At 49.4% G+C, this 15842-nt stretch carries 18 protein-coding genes; all 18 read right to left on the reverse strand.

Annotated features, from left to right (window positions below; all coding sequences use genetic code 11):
• Positions 1–104: 104 nt before the first annotated feature.
• The 18 genes from lgt to rpoZ are packed head-to-tail and all read right to left on the reverse strand — an operon-like array spanning position 105 to position 15842.
• Entirely contained in the window at positions 105–1058 is a 954-nt protein-coding gene (lgt, locus tag AC8GDC_RS03420) for a prolipoprotein diacylglyceryl transferase (RefSeq protein ID WP_506557275.1), read from the reverse strand.
• Entirely contained in the window at positions 1055–1837 is a 783-nt protein-coding gene (trpA, locus tag AC8GDC_RS03425) for a tryptophan synthase subunit alpha (protein WP_506557276.1), read from the reverse strand. The genes lgt and trpA overlap by 4 nt, the downstream gene beginning before the upstream one ends.
• Entirely contained in the window at positions 1837–3033 is a 1197-nt protein-coding gene (trpB, locus tag AC8GDC_RS03430) for a tryptophan synthase subunit beta (RefSeq protein WP_506557277.1), read from the reverse strand. The genes trpA and trpB overlap by 1 nt, the downstream gene beginning before the upstream one ends.
• 9 nt (positions 3034–3042) lie before the next feature.
• Positions 3043–3822 (reverse strand): indole-3-glycerol phosphate synthase TrpC, encoded by a 780-nt coding sequence (gene trpC / locus AC8GDC_RS03435; RefSeq protein ID WP_506557278.1) that lies wholly within the window; start codon positions 3820–3822, stop codon positions 3043–3045.
• On the reverse strand, positions 3823–4044 hold the full coding sequence (locus AC8GDC_RS03440) for a DUF6704 family protein (RefSeq protein WP_506557279.1): 222 nt from the start codon (positions 4042–4044) through the stop codon (positions 3823–3825). It abuts the gene before it with no gap.
• Positions 4045–4082: 38 nt separating this feature from the next.
• The gene (locus AC8GDC_RS03445; RefSeq protein ID WP_506557280.1) at positions 4083–4613 is read right to left on the reverse strand and encodes a hypothetical protein; all 531 of its coding nucleotides are present in this window, start codon (positions 4611–4613) and stop codon (positions 4083–4085) included.
• On the reverse strand, positions 4610–6124 hold the full coding sequence (gene trpE / locus AC8GDC_RS03450; RefSeq protein ID WP_506557281.1) for an anthranilate synthase component I: 1515 nt from the start codon (positions 6122–6124) through the stop codon (positions 4610–4612). The genes AC8GDC_RS03445 and trpE overlap by 4 nt, the downstream gene beginning before the upstream one ends.
• On the reverse strand, positions 6121–6450 hold the full coding sequence (gene hisI / locus AC8GDC_RS03455) for a phosphoribosyl-AMP cyclohydrolase (RefSeq protein WP_506557282.1): 330 nt from the start codon (positions 6448–6450) through the stop codon (positions 6121–6123). Before hisI ends, trpE begins: the two co-directional genes overlap by 4 nt.
• Entirely contained in the window at positions 6447–7217 is a 771-nt protein-coding gene (hisF, locus tag AC8GDC_RS03460; protein WP_506557283.1) for an imidazole glycerol phosphate synthase subunit HisF, read from the reverse strand. Before hisF ends, hisI begins: the two co-directional genes overlap by 4 nt.
• On the reverse strand, positions 7217–8056 hold the full coding sequence (hisG, locus tag AC8GDC_RS03465; protein ID WP_506557284.1) for an ATP phosphoribosyltransferase: 840 nt from the start codon (positions 8054–8056) through the stop codon (positions 7217–7219). Before hisG ends, hisF begins: the two co-directional genes overlap by 1 nt.
• Positions 8057–8320, reverse strand: coding sequence for a phosphoribosyl-ATP diphosphatase (locus tag AC8GDC_RS03470; RefSeq protein WP_506557285.1), 264 nt, complete (start codon positions 8318–8320; stop codon positions 8057–8059). It abuts the gene before it with no gap.
• A gap of 3 nt (positions 8321–8323) precedes the next feature.
• Positions 8324–8977: a ribulose-phosphate 3-epimerase gene (gene rpe / locus AC8GDC_RS03475; protein WP_506557286.1), complete on the reverse strand. Its 654-nt coding sequence runs from the start codon at positions 8975–8977 to the stop codon at positions 8324–8326.
• Between the two features lie 4 nt (positions 8978–8981).
• A complete protein-coding gene (locus AC8GDC_RS03480; protein WP_506557287.1) occupies positions 8982–10328 on the reverse strand; it encodes an RsmB/NOP family class I SAM-dependent RNA methyltransferase in 1347 nt (448 codons plus the stop codon).
• Positions 10325–11245, reverse strand: coding sequence for a methionyl-tRNA formyltransferase (fmt, locus tag AC8GDC_RS03485; RefSeq protein WP_506557288.1), 921 nt, complete (start codon positions 11243–11245; stop codon positions 10325–10327). The genes AC8GDC_RS03480 and fmt overlap by 4 nt, the downstream gene beginning before the upstream one ends.
• Positions 11246–11258: 13 nt before the next feature.
• Positions 11259–13184, reverse strand: a complete 1926-nt coding sequence (locus tag AC8GDC_RS03490) for a primosomal protein N' family DNA-binding protein (protein ID WP_506557289.1) — start codon at positions 13182–13184, stop codon at positions 11259–11261.
• Complete coding sequence (gene metK / locus AC8GDC_RS03495; RefSeq protein WP_506557290.1) at positions 13185–14378, reverse strand: methionine adenosyltransferase; 1194 nt, start codon at positions 14376–14378, stop codon at positions 13185–13187.
• Positions 14379–14380: 2 nt separating this feature from the next.
• Positions 14381–15574, reverse strand: a complete 1194-nt coding sequence (gene coaBC / locus AC8GDC_RS03500) for a bifunctional phosphopantothenoylcysteine decarboxylase/phosphopantothenate--cysteine ligase CoaBC (protein ID WP_506557291.1) — start codon at positions 15572–15574, stop codon at positions 14381–14383.
• Between the two features lie 13 nt (positions 15575–15587).
• Complete coding sequence (rpoZ, locus tag AC8GDC_RS03505) at positions 15588–15842, reverse strand: DNA-directed RNA polymerase subunit omega (RefSeq protein WP_506557292.1); 255 nt, start codon at positions 15840–15842, stop codon at positions 15588–15590.

Below are 15842 nucleotides of genomic sequence, written 5' to 3' on the forward strand. Positions count from 1 at the left end.
TCACTCCAATCGAGAATATTGAAGGGACAACGCTGGCCCGTACGACAGTTATCAAGAAAACTGGAAGAAAGGCACTTTTGATGCCATTTGGGGGCCCTGTGGGGCTACTTATCCGATACTAGCTTATTGCCCTCATCGTATGGAGTATCAGATTCGACAGTTTGCACCTCAGCTACTGGCTTGTCCTCAACCTCTGGGGCAGGAACCGCTGGTGCTTTGCCTGGCTTATAGACGGTGTCTTCAAGTCCGGGGTGGCGTTTGGCTTGGATCACAATGATGGCCAAACCTAGGGCGATGCCAGCGATGGCCGACCAGATGTTTACTCGCAGACCTAGCAAAATTTCACTCGGGTCAATACGAATAGCCTCAATCCAGACTCTTCCGATCGAGTAGTACACCAGGTACAGACCCATCATTTTTCCCCAACGCAAATTGAACTTTTGATCGGCCGCTAGCAATAGAGCAACACCAGCTAAAGACCATATCGACTCATAAAGAAATGTCGGGTGGAATAAAACTCCCTCTGGAAGACCTGCAGGATAAGCGGGATTGCTGCTAGAAATTTCAAGACCCCAAGGCAGATCAGTGGGGGTACCAAAAAGCTCATTATTGAAATAGTTCCCCCAACGTCCAACTGCTTGAGCAAGTAAAACTCCCGGTGCAACGGCGTCCAAATATGAGGTGAACTTGATCCCGGCAGCGCGAGCTCCGATAGCAGCTCCTATGGCACCAAAAATCAACGCTCCATATATAGCAAGCCCGCCTTCCCATATCCTGAAGACCGCAAACAAATCGGCGCCGGGAAAAAAGTAATCATTCGGGTGAGTCACCACATGGAAAAATCGACCACCGAGGATTCCAAGCGGAATAGCCCAAAGGGAAATATCCAGTGCAATTCCAGACTCTGCTCCCCTTGAACGCAACCTTGACTCGGTCAAAATCAGGGCAAGAATGATTCCTGCAAGGATGAACATCGCATAGAAATGAATCCTCAATGGACCCAGCTCAATGTAGCTTACGTCTGGTGAAGGAATCGATAAGAGGATGAAGCTCTTCATTGAGTTTTTCCCTTTGCTAGTTCGGATACCTTGGCACGAAGTGCTTCGATACCTCCTTGTTGGTAAGCGCGCACGAAAGCTGATCCAACGATGGCACCATCGGCGTAGCCATTGATTTCTCGGACCTGAGATGCGGTTGAAACACCAATACCCACCGCTGTCATTGACTCAGGTGATTGGGTTCTAACTTCCGATACAACCTTCTTGGCGTTCTGATCAAGGTCATCTCTTGCTCCAGTAATACCCATGGTAGACACGGCATACACGAAGCCTTTCGAGCTATCACAAGCTCGTTGGGTTCTTTTGCCTGTAGAAGTCGGCGTGGCCAGAAATACTCGATCCAATCCAAAAGCATCAGTTGCGCTAATCCAACTGCCTGCCTCATCGGGAATCAGATCCGGAGTGATAGCTCCCGCTGCTCCCGAAGCAGCTAGGTCCTTGGCAAAGCGCGCTTCCCCATACTGCATAACCGGATTCCAGTAAGTCATCACCAATACTGGGGTGTCCACTCTCGATGTAACGGCTTTAACAGCCGCAAAGGTGTCCTTGAGCTTAAAGCCATTAGCCAATGCTGTTTCTGTGGCCTCTTGGATTACTAGACCATCCATTACAGGGTCGCTATACGGGATGCCAAGTTCGAGCACGTCACAACCTGCTTCACACATAGCAACTGCGGCTTCGACTGATTCTTCCAAACTTGGGTAGCCCAATGGGAAATATCCAATCAGTGAGCCACCGTTTTGGCGATTGTCTCTAAGGGTCTGCTCGGTGGTACTCATCAAATCAACCCGAAGTATTTCGCTGCGGTTTCCATGTCCTTATCGCCACGACCGCTTAGGTTAATCAAAATCTTTGCACCTGGCTTTAGTGAAGGCATCAGTTCCTCAACCCCAGCTAATGCATGGGCAGTCTCAATCGCTGGAATAATTCCCTCGGTCTGACTGAGTAACTTCAGCGCTGCCATAGCCTCAGTGTCGGTGATCGGGATGTATTCCGCTCTCCCGATGTCTTTGAGCCATGAATGTTCAGGGCCAACTCCTGGGTAATCGAGCCCTGCAGAAATTGAGTGCGATTCCAATGTTTGACCATCTTCATCCTGAAGTAGATAACTCTTAGCGCCATGTAAGACTCCAGGACGACCCATGCTGAGCGTTGCCGCGTGACGAAGTGTTTCAACACCGTCTCCTGCGGCCTCCATTCCAACAAGCCTTACGTTCTGATCATCAAGGAAAGCGTGAAAAATTCCAATTGCATTTGAGCCACCACCAACGCAAGCGGCCACAACATCTGGCAAGGAACCAAACTGATCGAGCATCTGTTGGCGAGCTTCGATACCAATTACAGAGTGAAAGTCTCTAACCATAGTTGGAAAAGGGTGTGGGCCGGCAACGGTGCCAAGCAAGTAATGCGTGTTCTCAACATTGGCAACCCAATCGCGCAGAGCTTCATTGATGGCATCTTTTAGAGTTCTTGAACCAGTCACCACTGGAATAACTTCAGCTCCGAGTAATCTCATACGCGCCACATTCAAGGCCTGGCGAATAGTGTCGACTTCCCCCATGTAAACAACGCAGTCCAACCCGAGCAATGCAGCGGCAGTTGCGCTTGCTACTCCGTGCTGACCGGCACCGGTCTCGGCAATGATTCTGGTTTTACCCATGCGCTTTGCCAGCAGTGCTTGCCCAAGGACGTTGTTGATCTTGTGCGAGCCGGTGTGATTGAGATCTTCTCGCTTTAGAAATACTCTGATGTCCCCGACGGAAGCCGCGAACTTCGGAGCTTCCGTGATTATCGAAGGCCTGCCCGTGTAGGTCTTGTGTAAGTTTGCAAGCTCCGCAATAAACGACGGGTCAGATTTGGCATGTTGATAGGTTTCGTCAAGCTCATCCAGTGCACCGATGAGTGATTCAGGCACAAATCTGCCACCGAAGTCCCCGAAGTAGGGGCCAACTTGCTCTGAGAGTTTCTGCGCCATCCTAAAAGTCTAAGCCTTGGCAATTCTAGAAAATGCCCCGACCAGATCCTCGGCATCCCCAGTGACCAGCGCCTCTCCAACCAGAACACAGTCCGCGCCGGCGGCAGCGTATGCCTCGACATCCGCCACTCCACGAACAGCCGACTCGGCAACTTTGATGCAATCTCCAGGCAGAACGTGAACTAGCTGCTCAAACAGGTTTCGATCGGTCTCGAACGTTGTGAGGTCTCGAGCATTGACTCCCACTAACTTGGCACCAATTGATGCGGCAAATTCCACTTCGTCTCGATTGTGGGTTTCAATAAACGCGGTCATCCCAAGAGATTCAATAAGTGCCTTGAGTCTAATTAGGTCCGCAGGATCGATCCCTGCAGCAATAAGAAGAATAATGTCCGCTCCGTGAGCCCGCGCTTCAAACACTTGATACTCGTTGGCTATGAAATCCTTGCGCAATAGCGGCAGCGATACCGCAGCACGAACCTCATCAAAATCCTGCAGGCTGCCTAGAAACGATCGCTGTTCCGTCAAAACACTAATTGCCGAGGCTCCTGCAGATTCGTAAACGCTAGCTAGTGCGCCGGGATCAGCAATAGTTGCCAGGTGTCCCTTGGATGGACTCGCGCGCTTAATCTCTGCGATTACCTTAACAAACTTCCCCGAACCCAAATGAGCGATTGCATCCAGCGCTGGTTTGGATTTCGAAGCTAACTGTTCAATCTCGGAAAGAGATACTAGTTCTTGACGGGTATTTGCGTCGGCAATCGCGCCCGCGTAAAGTGACTGAAGCACTTAGTGCTTAGACTTTGATCCGCCGACCCCGTAGCCAGCTTTCTTGAGGAAGAGACCTATTCCCACCCCTGCAACTGCAAGGGCTGCTGAGCCCCAAACCAAAGCGGGGTTGTTCAACCAGAAAAATAGAGTGCCAAAAGCAAAGGCGACAATAACGATGATCACTGTGGTCCATGCTGCTACGGAATCCCCGTGGCCTGGCTCAATGTGGTTCTCAGACATAAAATCTCCTCTTGCTAAGTACTTTACCAAATCAGTTGCTACTTCTGTGTCTCCCACAGATCTAGCTCATCGATGATTTCTTCCCTGTTATGTCTTGTTTTAGACATCTGAGCTTTTGAAACGGCCTTTGTTAGCAAAACGGCCAGGTTCACGGCTATAGAAAGTAGGTACCCAACCCATAGAAAAGTGTCCCCAGCAAATTCGACGAACTCAGCCTGGCTTGCAATTCCAGCAACCCCTGTGATTTCACTGATCTGAACCGCGACTGCATTCTGCAGATTCGACTGCAAACCAACAACAACAAAGATTGCATGCGCGACCATAATCGGTACCATCAATCCCGAAATTGCCCTGCCTACAGCTACCGGTGTCAAGACAGAAGAGAGCAATGCGGCTCCCTGGAGTAGCAACAGTGCCGAGATTATTGGAAACACTTGGTATCCAGAAATTTCGAATTTCTGCGCACCCGCTTCTGGAGTAAGTCCAAGATCAAGCCAACTGAGTCCAGCAAAAACAAATAACAACAGAATGCTTACAAGCCATGCGATTGTGACACGCTTTGAATTCATAGCCGATGCCTCTTCATGGTGTTGGCCGCTTGAATTGCCCTCAACGGCGCGGAGGCCTTGTTTAGGGTTTCTTGATTCTCAAGCTCTGGAACACTGTCCAAAACAATTCCAGCGCCTGCTTGGACGTGAGCAACCCCATTTCGAATCACTGCAGTTCTAATGGCAATTGCAAGATCGGCATTGCCGGCGAAATCAAAGTAACCAACTACTCCCCCGAATAATCCTCTATTGGTTGGCTCGAGCTGTTCGATGATTTCCAAAGCACGTGGCTTGGGGGCGCCAGATAATGTCCCGGCGGGGAATGTTGCTCGCACCACGTCAACGGCAGACACCCCTTCACGAAGAACGCCTTCCACTGTTGAAACAAGATGCATGATGTGGCTATAGCGCTCAACAGTCATAAACTCTGTGACATTTACTGAACTCGAATCGCAAACCTTGAGTAAATCGTTTCTTGCGAGGTCAACAAGCATAAGGTGTTCGGCTTTTTCCTTCGCGTCACCAAGCAGTTCCTCCGCAAGGGCAGTGTCGGCTTCGACGTCTGTCCCACGGGGCCTTGATCCGGCGATCGGATGAAGCACTGCTGAACCTGCCTTTACTCGAACCAATGCCTCAGGTGACGAACCAACCACGGAAAAAGGTCCATCCTCATCAAAGAAATTGAGTAGGTACATGTATGGACTTGGATTTATTGCTCTAAGCATTCGGTACACGTCCAACGGTGATGCGGAAACCTTGGTATCAAAGCGCTGAGAAATCACAACTTGGAAAACATCCCCAGCAACTACATGCTGTTTGGCTTTGTTTACAAGTTCGAAGAACTCAAGATCACTTGTCCGGCGAGAAAAGTCAGGTTCAATCTGTAAGTTCACATCTGCGATGAATGGCACAGTTGGTTTCAACAACTGGTTCTTCATCTCCCTAATTCGTTCAATAGCAAGCTCATATTCGGATTCAGGGTTTCGACCTTGCCCCAAGTAGACGTTTGAAACCAGCTTGAGAGAAGATTCCTGGTGATCAACAACAACCAAGTCTCTGATGACGGCCATAGCCATATCAGGGACTTTAAGCTCCTTGGATTTACGAGACCCAAGTCGCTCAATCTGATGGACTGTGTCCCAACCTAAAAGTCCGACTAAGCCAGAAACTAGCGGTGGAAGTCCGGCAACAGTAGCCGCTTTCCAGCTGTCTTGCATAAGCTCCAATGCTTCAAGCTCCGACAAGCCGTCGAGGCTTTTCCCATCAAAAGGCACAGGCGAGTTGCCTTCAAGGGCTTTCCATTTCACTGCGCTATCTGAAGAAACCAGGAATCCATAGTTTTCTACCCCGATGAAGCTATACCTTGACCAAACTCCTGCTTCGGCAGATTCCAACAAGAAACTACCGGGCTTCGAAGATGCCAGCTTTTCAAAGATTGTCAATGGTGTTTCTGTGCCAGAAAACACCGAGTCCACAATCGGGATTATCTGATAGGACTTGGCAAGCTCTAAGAACTCACTCTTCGAGATCACTTTTGCTCCAGTGGTTCGTAATTGTCAAAACAACTGCGCTCACCCGTGTGGCAAGCGGCACCATCCGCTTCAACAAGCACGAGAAGCGAATCGCCGTCGCAGTCCGAGAGTATAGAAACTATTCTCTGAGTGTTTCCTGAAGTTGCCCCCTTGTGCCACAGCTGTCCTCGAGAACGCGAGAAAAAATGTGTCTGCCCTAAAGCTAGGGAAAGCTCGAGACTTTCGAGTGACATGTAGGCAACCATCAGTACTTTGTTATCTGAAGCACTCTGTACTATCGCCGGAATCAATCCGGCACTGTCAAACTTCAAATCCGCGATCTTCATACCAATGCCCTAACCAAGACTCCAGCACTAGCCAGGTATGTCTTGACTTGGGCAATCGAGACAATCTCGCGATGAAAAACTGAGGCGGCCAGTATTGCATCGACTCCGCTTTCAGCCGCTTCCAGAAAATCTTCCATGGACCCTGCTCCGCCTGATGCAACTACAGGAACACGTGCGATGGATAAAACCTTCTCTAGGAGAAGTAGGTCAAAACCTTCGCCAGTTCCATCGGCATCGATACTGTTGACCAACAACTCCCCAGCGCCTAGATCCTGAACTTGATTAATCCAACTGACTGCATCAATATTTTCGTCAACGCTACCTCCGTGACTTGTGACAGTGTAACCGCTTGCCATGGAATCTTTTCGCTTCAGATCAAGCGAAACCACAAGTACTTGTGATCCAAACTGATTCGATACCTCAGAGATAAGATTTGGCCTTGAAACTGCGGCTGAGGCGATGGAGACTTTATCGGCACCTGCCTCTAAAGCTGCTGATACGTCATCGACTGAGCGGATACCTCCGCCCACTGTTAGAGGGATGAAGACTTTTTCTGCAGTTCTTCGAACCAGGTCAAGAACTGCTCCCCTGCCCTCTTTCGACGCATTGACATCCAGAAACGTTATCTCGTCAGCACCTTCTAGGTAGTATCTGTATGCAAGATCGACTGGATCTCCCGCATCAACAAGATTCTCGAAGTTGACCCCTTTTACTACGCGACCTCCGGCAACGTCAAGACAGGGAATTATCCTCGTTCTTAAAGGCATTAGATTCTCGCGGCATGGATAGCGCTAACCAAAATAGCCCTAGCTCCGAGTTTGTAAAGCTCGTCCATCTTTTCGTTGGTTTCGGCTGCCTTGACTAGAGAGCGTATTGCCACCCAGTTTTGATCTCTTAGTGGAGAAATAGTTGGAGACTCGATACCAGGGGTCACCTTTGAAGCCGATTCGACTAAATCAATTGGGCAGTCGTAATCAAAAATCACGTACTCCCTCGCTACTCGAACGCCTTCAAGTCTTTGAAGTAAGCCTTCGCAATGGGAGTCCTTGCCAAGCGCGACAATCAACTGGGCTTCGCTTTCCAAGATAACCGGGCCGAAAACCTCTAGTCCTGCTTGTCTCAATGTGCTTCCGGTAGAGACAACATCGGCTACAGCTTCCGCGACACCAAGACGAACCGCGACCTCAACAGCTCCGTCAAGAGTTATGACTTTCGCATTGACGCCTTTTGTCTGAAGGTAGTTCTTGACAAGATTTGGATATGCGGTAGCTACCGAACGCCCTTCTAGCTCGGCGACGTCTAGAAATCTTCCTATGGGACCTGCAAATCGAAGTGTTGACGCTCCAAAACCTAGAGATGCAATTGACTTCGCACTCGATTCAGAGTCAACCAGTAGATCCATTCCGGTAAATCCAGCATCTAACGAACCAGAACCGACGTAAGTGGCTATATCTCTTGGTCTTAGGTAGAAAAACTCAATACCTGCAGTTTTATCAATAACATGCAGATCTTTTGGGTCTCTGCGAACAACATAGCCAGCCTCTTTAAGCATGCTGATTGCGGCCTCTGAAAGCACTCCCTTATTCGGTACTGCTACCCGTAGCATCTAAAGTTCCCCTTCAAGCTCTTCCATAGAAATGCCCCTATCGATCATGAGCACCTGTAAGTGGTAAATCAACTGAGCAATCTCGGCAGTTGTAGCTTGCTTACTCTCGTGCTCAGCAGCCATCCAAACCTCTGAAGCTTCCTCGACAATCTTCTTACCAATAGCGTGGGTGCCCATAGCTAAAAGCTCAGCTGTGCGGGAACCTTCAGGCATCGAAGCAGAACGGTCGCTAAGGGTTTCAAAAAGTTGGTAAAAAGTGGCCATGCCTTAAAGCGTAATGGCAAGGGACCTGAGCCGGTCAATCTCAAAGTTTCGATTAGGCGCTTGAAACACTGCAGTTCCAGCGACAAATGTATCCGCTCCAGCACTAGCAAGTTCTGCGATGTTGTGCGTAGTGACTCCCCCGTCGACCTGAATTGAAAGTTTAAGGCCCTTACTGGTGGCGTAATCAAAAGCCTCCGTGACCTTAGGCACTGTGCTTTGAATTAGCGACTGACCCCCAAAGCCAGGCTCAACAGTCATTATCAACAGCATGTCAAGCTCCTTCGTAAGTTCAGATACCTCAGAAAATGCCGTGCCGGGCTTAATGGACATGGCTGCTTTTGCTCCGGCCTTGCGAATCTCCGAGATCGCCAATCTAGGATCAGTGGCTGCCTCATAGTGGAAAGTCACCGAACCTGCGTACTGCGCATACTGACTGACCCACTTCTCGGGTGCCTCAATCATCAAGTGAACATCCAGTGGAACACTAGTGACCTCTGAGATTCTCTTGACTATGGGAACTCCAAGTGTCAGGTTCGGCACGAAATGCCCGTCCATGACGTCAACGTGAATCAGGTCTGCATGGCTAATTGTTGCAAGTTCGGCTTCGAGATTCGCAAAATCAGCACTCAGAATACTAGGAGCTATTCGGGCCTTCATTAGTTCAGTTTATCGACTTACGCAATAAAGCAAGAAACATGGCATCTGTGCCATGAACATGAGGCCAAAGTTGTGTGGTGCGAAGAGACTCGTCCAAATTAAGAGAGGGGCTTATTGAATTCAGGATTGCGTTTGCATTGATTAACTCAAGTTCTCCCTTGAATCTTCCCTCGGCCCAAGCTACTTGACCGGTGGTTTCAGAAAGATGGGGAGAGCAAGTCACGTACCCCAACACCCCTCCAGGCTTAAGCGCGTCCCAGGCGCTTTGAATCAATTCACGTTGCAGCTTCAATAGATCAACTAAATCATCGGTACTTCTTCGCCACCTCGATTCAGGCCTACGTCTTAGAGCCCCAAGTCCTGTGCAGGGTGCATCAAGCAAAATTCTTGAGAACTTTTGTGCCCCTTGTCCAAGACTTCGTCCGTCTGAAGTCAATACTTCAAAATCACCCAGGGGCTTAAGTGCGTTGCTCACAAGCTTCGCCCTGTGATCCGAAACTTCATTAGAGACAAATCTCTGACCTGACTCTAAAGACAAGGCGGCAAGGATTGCTGCTTTGCCGCCTGGCCCAGCGCACATGTCAAGCCAGTTATCGTCAGCTACTTCAACTGGGGCTGCAACTAGAGCAAGCGTGACCAACTGAGAGCCTTGATCTTGGACTCGAGCAAATCCCCTATTCACCAGTTCAATGTTTGCGGGATTCCCGGAAATCTCCACTCCAATTGGTGATCTATTTTGAGCTTGTTGCTCTTTGTCAAAGTCATCGGGGGTGCAAAAGCCAGGTAAAGCAGCAAGTGAAACCTTGGGCGCCAAATTATTGCTAGCCAACAGATCCTCCAACTGTCCCTCCATACCACGGGAAGCAAGAGCGGCTTTGAACGCCTGCACAATCCAAATTGGGTGAGAATGCTGAATTGAAAGAGAATCCAATTCAGACAGACCCTTCGTCACAGAGTCGATCCAATCGTCTATATCCTTTAGGGCGATCTTCCGAAGCACTGCATTTACGAACCCTACAGAGCCCTTACTCGCTTTTGCTTTGGCTAGATTGACGCTCTCATTAATTGCAGCATGCGTAGGCACCCTCATTTCTAGAAGCTGATGCACTCCTAGCACCATGACAATTTGAGCATCTGTCTCGATGTCATCGATCTTTCTTGAAGAAGCTGCTTCGATGATCTTCTCGTATAACAACCAGTTCCGAATTGTTCCAAATGCTAGCTCTTGGACAAACGCCGCGTCGCGAGAGTCGAGCTTCGCCCTGGAGATGAGCGTTGGCAATAGCAGGTTTGCATAGGCGTCATCGGATTGAACTCTGTTGAGAAGATCAAAAGCAACTTCTCTACTCACGTTAGCGTCAACGAATCTCGACGCAGTCCTCTGAACCAATCGGCTCCCGCCATCGGCTTCTTGCCAGCAGGTTGTACTGTTCTTAGAACGACTGCCATATCTAACGAACCAACGAGAAGTTCGCCCTCAACTAAGGAAGCCACACCCACTGGCAAACCTGCGATCTCCGAGATGGCAGATTCCAAGACACGAATGGGTTGCGATTCAAATTCGAACCAAGCAACTGGCTCAGGGTTCATGGCCCGAACCAAGTTCACAATCTTTGAAGCTGGAGTACCGAACTCGATTTTCGCCATTGCGCGCGAAATTTTGCGAGTCACGGGATGCTTTGAAACTCTGTCCTGTGTGATTTTTGCCCCGAGATGGCTCTCAAGGTTTGCCAATGTGTCTATCAAAAGATCTGAACCCACAAGAGTTAAGCCCTCAAGAACTGAACCCGCAGTCGCATCAGGCGCGATTTCAACTGTTGCCTGCGCAACAATAGGTCCACTGTCCACCCCTTCATCGAGTTGGAAAACCGTGACGCCAGTTGTTGATTCTCCTTCCAGCAGCGCTTGCTGCACCGGAGATGCCCCTGGGTGTTTTGGCAGTAGTGAGTAGTGAACGTTTAGCCAACCATGAGCTGGTATCTCTAGCAGATTCCGTTTGAGAATAGAGCCGTAGGCAACAATGATTCCTAGATCTGGTTCCAAACCAGCAAGCCATTCGCTTGTACGTGAGTCAGGAAGATTTGACTTGTGTAAAGGCAATCCGTGTTCGCTAGCAACGAGCGCTACATCAGATTCGGTCAGCGTTCCACTTCTCCCAGTAGGTGCATCAATTCGTGTCAGCACACCAACCACTTCATGATTGGCTTCCAGAAGTGCTTCTAAGGTTTTGGCCGCATTGGCTGGCGTACCCGCAAAAATAATTCTCAAGTGATCTCCAAAATCAGACTACTTCAGAGTCGTTCATCTTCACGGTAATAGCCCTGGCGCTTCTGCCTGAACTTGAGGTTCGAAGCTTTCCTGCGCTGATTAGCGCCACTTCAACCTTGAGCAACTTCGCGAGTTGTAGACCGAGCGAATATGGGTATTTGAATATCAATCTCCATTGCTGTCCAGTAGAACTAACCTCCAACGGAGCCGGCCCAATTCTTACAACGGTAGGTTCCTTAGCGAGAATGTCGGAAAGCTCCGAAAGAAGTGAAATCTCTGCAGTTATACTTCCCAGCCGAAGAGCTGGAGGAAGACTGAGTTCCTGTCGGGACTTGTACTCTTTCTCGGCAATCTTCTGGTGGTTCCAAAGTGAAAACAGTTGAGATAACTCTCCTGACACTCCAACAAGAACACTCGGGGCTTTAGGCCCGGATTTTGCAACCGCGTTAGACCAAGCGCGCACTGCTTCTTCCTGAGCACGGAGGTTCTGTTTCGAAAGAGCCACCTTGGCATCGAGAAGCACGACGGCGCTGTAACCACCTGCTACATAAGGTTCGGCACCAGCTGTTGCAACCACGAGAGTGCGGCCTCGAGCAATGCTGGTGGTACGAACTTGACCCGTTGATTCAATTACCCGCGCAGAAGGGAAAGCACGGCCAAGCTCCGCGGCAGTTCGAGTAGCTCCAGCCCTTCCAAGGGTGAGATCTGAACCGCCGCAAGAACACCTGTAGTTGATTTGGAATGCATTGCACCACCGACACTTCTTAGCTCCTGAAGAATCGATCCATAGCGGCCCCTGGCACTCACCACACCTAGCCGGTTCATCGCAAGACTTGCAGTACATCGCAGTGCTATCACCTAATGAAGAAACTTGCACCAGAACTGGGCCAAGTTCTAAACCAGCCTTGATTGCTGAATAGGCGTGTGAATCAACTCTCAGTCCTGGTTCAGAATTGGAAATTCGCGGGGTGGCAAATGGCCTAGTTCTATCCGTGAGAAATCCAGAGTCAATTAGCCGTTTCATGTCACTTGAGATTGAGTGTGAAGCAAAGACCAGGGAGCAGTGTTCGATCGATTGACGCACCAGTGCAACATCGCGTGTGTTAAGATAGGGCGACGAGGGATCAGAAAAACTTCGGTCAGCTTCATCAAAAACCAGAATGCTGCCAAGGTTGTGAGCCGGGGCAAACGCCGCGGCCCGAGACCCGACTACAATTCGAGGCTCTTCCGCAAGTGCACTTAGGAAGCCTAAGTACTGCTTTGATTTAACTTGTTCCTGTGAATAGTTGGCAACGTAATCCGATAGTCCCGAGATAGCCAGTCCCTGCATGATTACTTCATGCTCCCGGTAATCAGGTACGAGAATCAAAGTTGACTTGCCTAGCTGCAGATTCGCACCCGCAAGCAAAACGAAGGTTCGAACCCAAGCCGGAGTTTCGGGATCACCTTGACCGAGGACAAGCTCTACTTGACGGGGCTCTGCCAGAACAAAAGATCTTTGCCCGGCGGCAAGAAGTGCCTCCGTCTCATCACCAAGAGAACCAGCAGGGAACGAATTGGGCATCTCACCTTTGGCAACAGCCTGAAGATGTTGTGCGAAAGCCTTAGGCATATGAGGTGGAATCGCGAGTTTTAGAACATCACCAAGAGTAGAAGCTGATCGCTCTGCTAACTGCTGGCATAATTTAAAAACGTTTGCTGTGAGTGTTTTCGAAGGACCAACAACATCAAGAACCTCACTGAGCCGGCCTGAAAACTCCGACTCTTTTGGGAATTCAACTATGAATGCATCAAGAGGTTTTTTAGATCTTCCAAATATGACTTTGACTCGAGAACCAATTTCCGCTTGCTGAGCGAGATTGTCTGGCACAAGGTAGTCGAACAGCCGGTCAAGCTGTGGAAGATTTGACTGGATAGCCAGCTTCGCTATCTTTGGCATTTAGAGCTTCAGTGCGGATCGCAACGCATCGACGCGATCGAGTTTCTCCCAGCCGAATTCCGGCAGTTCCCTTCCGAAATGACCATATGCGGCGGTTTTTGAGTAGATAGGTCGTAATAGGTCTAACTGTTCAACGATTGCACGGGGTCTGAGGTCAAAAATGTCTCTAATTGCTTTTTCAATCAGTGAAGTTTCAACCTTTTCGGTGCCAAAAGTTTCAAGATAGATTCCCACCGGGTTCGCCACGCCAATTGCATAGGCAACTTGAACTTCTGCTCTATCGGCAGCTCCAGATGCAACCACGTTCTTGGCAACCCACCGCATCGCATAGGCGGCAGAGCGGTCAACTTTGGATGGATCTTTCCCACTGAAAGCGCCCCCTCCGTGTCTTGCAGCTCCACCGTAGGTGTCAACAATAATCTTTCTTCCCGTTAGGCCGGCATCTCCCTGAGGTCCACCGACCACAAACTTTCCCGTTGGGTTTATGAAGAACTTTGCCTTTGAGAAATCAAGACCAGATTGCTCAAGAATCGGATTAATCACATGAGTCCTAATGGCCTCGTGAATATCGTCTTGGGAAACACCATCATCGTGCTGACTTGAGACAACAACGGCTTCAATAGTCTTTGGCGTTGAACCATCGAAACCTACTGTGACTTGAGTTTTCCCATCTGGACGAAGAAATGCCACTTCACCGGATTTTCGAACACTGGCGAGTTTTTCCGCTAGGCGGTGCGAAAGAGCGATTGCTGTTGGCATGTACGTAGGAGTCTCGTTGCTGGCGTATCCGAACATGATGCCTTGATCCCCAGCCCCCTGAGCTTCAAACCGATCTGTAGAGCCTTGTGAGCGTACCTCAAATCCAGAGTCAACCCCCTGGGCAATATCAGGTGACTGTTGACCTATCGAAACAGATACTCCGCAACTTTTTCCATCGAAGCCAATCTTTGAAGAGTTGTATCCGATAGCTAGAACAGTTTCTCTAACAATTGAGGGGATCTCCACGTAGCCGGATGTTGAGACTTCACCTGCGACATGCACTAAACCGGTAGTCACCATTGTTTCTACAGCAACGCGAGCGTCCTTGTCTTGGGCCAGCATTGCATCAAGAATTGCGTCCGAAATTTGGTCACAAATCTTGTCAGGGTGACCTTCCGTGACGGACTCGGAGGTGAACTGTCTCAGTGTGCTCATAATTATTCCATGTTACTTGCTATCAAGGACAAAACATCCTTAGCAACTGACTGCTTTGAACCCTGGAAGCTTTTTGACCCTAATTGTGAAACCAGCACAAGCTCCGTGTGATCCTTGCCAAAGACCTTGCCATCGCTAATGTCGTTTGCTAGCAAGTAATCGCATCCTTTAGCGGTGAGCTTGATTTTTGCAAATGACTCCAGATCGTCACTTGCTTCTGCTGCGAAACCAACAACTACAGCCTTTGTAGCTGAGATTCTTAATTTCTTGACGGTCTCAGCGAGAATGTCAGGATTTGCAACCAGCGAAAGATTAAGCTCCTCCCCCAGCTCGGAGCGCTTTAGTTTTGTGGCAGTTGATTCAATTGGTTTGTAATCGGCAACTGCTGCTGCCATAACCAAGATGTCATAGCTTCCAAACTTTGCCTCCAGGGCTTGGGATAGCTCCAAGGCTGAACCCACATTGATTGTTTTTAGTCCAGAAGTAAGGGAATCGTCGATGTTGGCTGCTATTAGTTCAACATCGGCACCGAGCAGTTTCGCCGCACGAGCAAAAGCTACTCCCTGCTTACCAGACGAGAAGTTTCCGATAAACCTTGCCGCATCAATTGGTTCCCTAGTTCCACCAGCGGTGACAAGTACACGTTTTCCACTCAGCGGTCCACCAAGTGCAGCCAATGATGTTTCAAAAATCTCTTCTGGTTCTGCGAGTCTTCCTGCTCCGGAATCTTCACCCGTGAGTCTTCCAACCGCAGGCCACACGATGGTAATGCCTCGAAGTGTAAGCGTTTCGATGTTCGCTGTGGTTGCTTTGTTCTCCCACATCTCCGTGTGCATGGCCGGGGCCACTACCACTGGGCAAGTAGCTGCTAGCACAGTGGTAGTAAGAAGATCATCTGCAATTCCGGAAGTCATCTTTGCAATAAATGACGCCGTCGCAGGAGCTATAACTATAAGTTCGGCAGATTTTGCCAAAGCAATATGCTTTACCTGGTCGACGTCGGTGAAAAGATCTGGATCAACAATCGAAACTGGATTTCCCGATAGCGCCTCAAGGGTAGTTTTACCGATGAACTTGAAGGCGTTGTTAGTGGCTACAACTTGGACTGAATGGCCAGCTTCAGAGAACAGACGTATCAAAGGAGCGGACTTATATGCAGCTATTCCGCCGGTCACACCGACCACTACATTGGCCACCTGTTGGTGTCGCTTAGTCTAGGTTGCGCTTTGTAAGAAGACCCTGGTCAACCTCATTTAGGGCAATGGTGAGAGGCTTCTCGTCGATGGTCACGTCAACTAGCGGACCTACGTTGTTGAAAAGACTTCCCTCGTGCAAAGAAGAGTAGTAATCGTTAATTTGACGTGCTCTCTTGGCAGCAAACATCACAAGCTCGTACTTCGAGTCCACTCGGTCCATCAACTTATCGATGGAGGGAGAAACGATTCCTTCTAGCTTTTCAAACAT

It is taken from the genome of Rhodoluna miladensis (SeqCode) (assembly GCF_965234705.1).
In the GTDB taxonomy this organism is placed as follows: domain Bacteria; phylum Actinomycetota; class Actinomycetes; order Actinomycetales; family Microbacteriaceae; genus Rhodoluna; species Rhodoluna miladensis.

What these genes read in the sequence shown, in the direction of transcription:
- lgt (WP_506557275.1), bottom strand. Translation starts at nt 1,058, where the DNA reads ATGAAGAGCTTCATCCTCTTATCGATTCCTTCACCAGACGTAAGCTAC.
- trpA (WP_506557276.1), bottom strand. Translation starts at nt 1,837, where the DNA reads ATGAGTACCACCGAGCAGACCCTTAGAGACAATCGCCAAAACGGTGGC.
- trpB (WP_506557277.1), bottom strand. Translation starts at nt 3,033, where the DNA reads ATGGCGCAGAAACTCTCAGAGCAAGTTGGCCCCTACTTCGGGGACTTC.
- AC8GDC_RS03440 (WP_506557279.1), bottom strand. Translation starts at nt 4,044, where the DNA reads ATGTCTGAGAACCACATTGAGCCAGGCCACGGGGATTCCGTAGCAGCA.
- AC8GDC_RS03445 (WP_506557280.1), bottom strand. Translation starts at nt 4,613, where the DNA reads ATGAATTCAAAGCGTGTCACAATCGCATGGCTTGTAAGCATTCTGTTG.
- hisI (WP_506557282.1), bottom strand. Translation starts at nt 6,450, where the DNA reads ATGAAGATCGCGGATTTGAAGTTTGACAGTGCCGGATTGATTCCGGCG.
- hisF (WP_506557283.1), bottom strand. Translation starts at nt 7,217, where the DNA reads ATGCCTTTAAGAACGAGGATAATTCCCTGTCTTGACGTTGCCGGAGGT.
- hisG (WP_506557284.1), bottom strand. Translation starts at nt 8,056, where the DNA reads ATGCTACGGGTAGCAGTACCGAATAAGGGAGTGCTTTCAGAGGCCGCA.
- AC8GDC_RS03470 (WP_506557285.1), bottom strand. Translation starts at nt 8,320, where the DNA reads ATGGCCACTTTTTACCAACTTTTTGAAACCCTTAGCGACCGTTCTGCT.
- rpe (WP_506557286.1), bottom strand. Translation starts at nt 8,977, where the DNA reads ATGAAGGCCCGAATAGCTCCTAGTATTCTGAGTGCTGATTTTGCGAAT.
- AC8GDC_RS03490 (WP_506557289.1), bottom strand. Translation starts at nt 13,184, where the DNA reads ATGCCAAAGATAGCGAAGCTGGCTATCCAGTCAAATCTTCCACAGCTT.
- metK (WP_506557290.1), bottom strand. Translation starts at nt 14,378, where the DNA reads ATGAGCACACTGAGACAGTTCACCTCCGAGTCCGTCACGGAAGGTCAC.
- rpoZ (WP_506557292.1), bottom strand. Translation starts at nt 15,842, where the DNA reads ATGTTTGAAAAGCTAGAAGGAATCGTTTCTCCCTCCATCGATAAGTTG.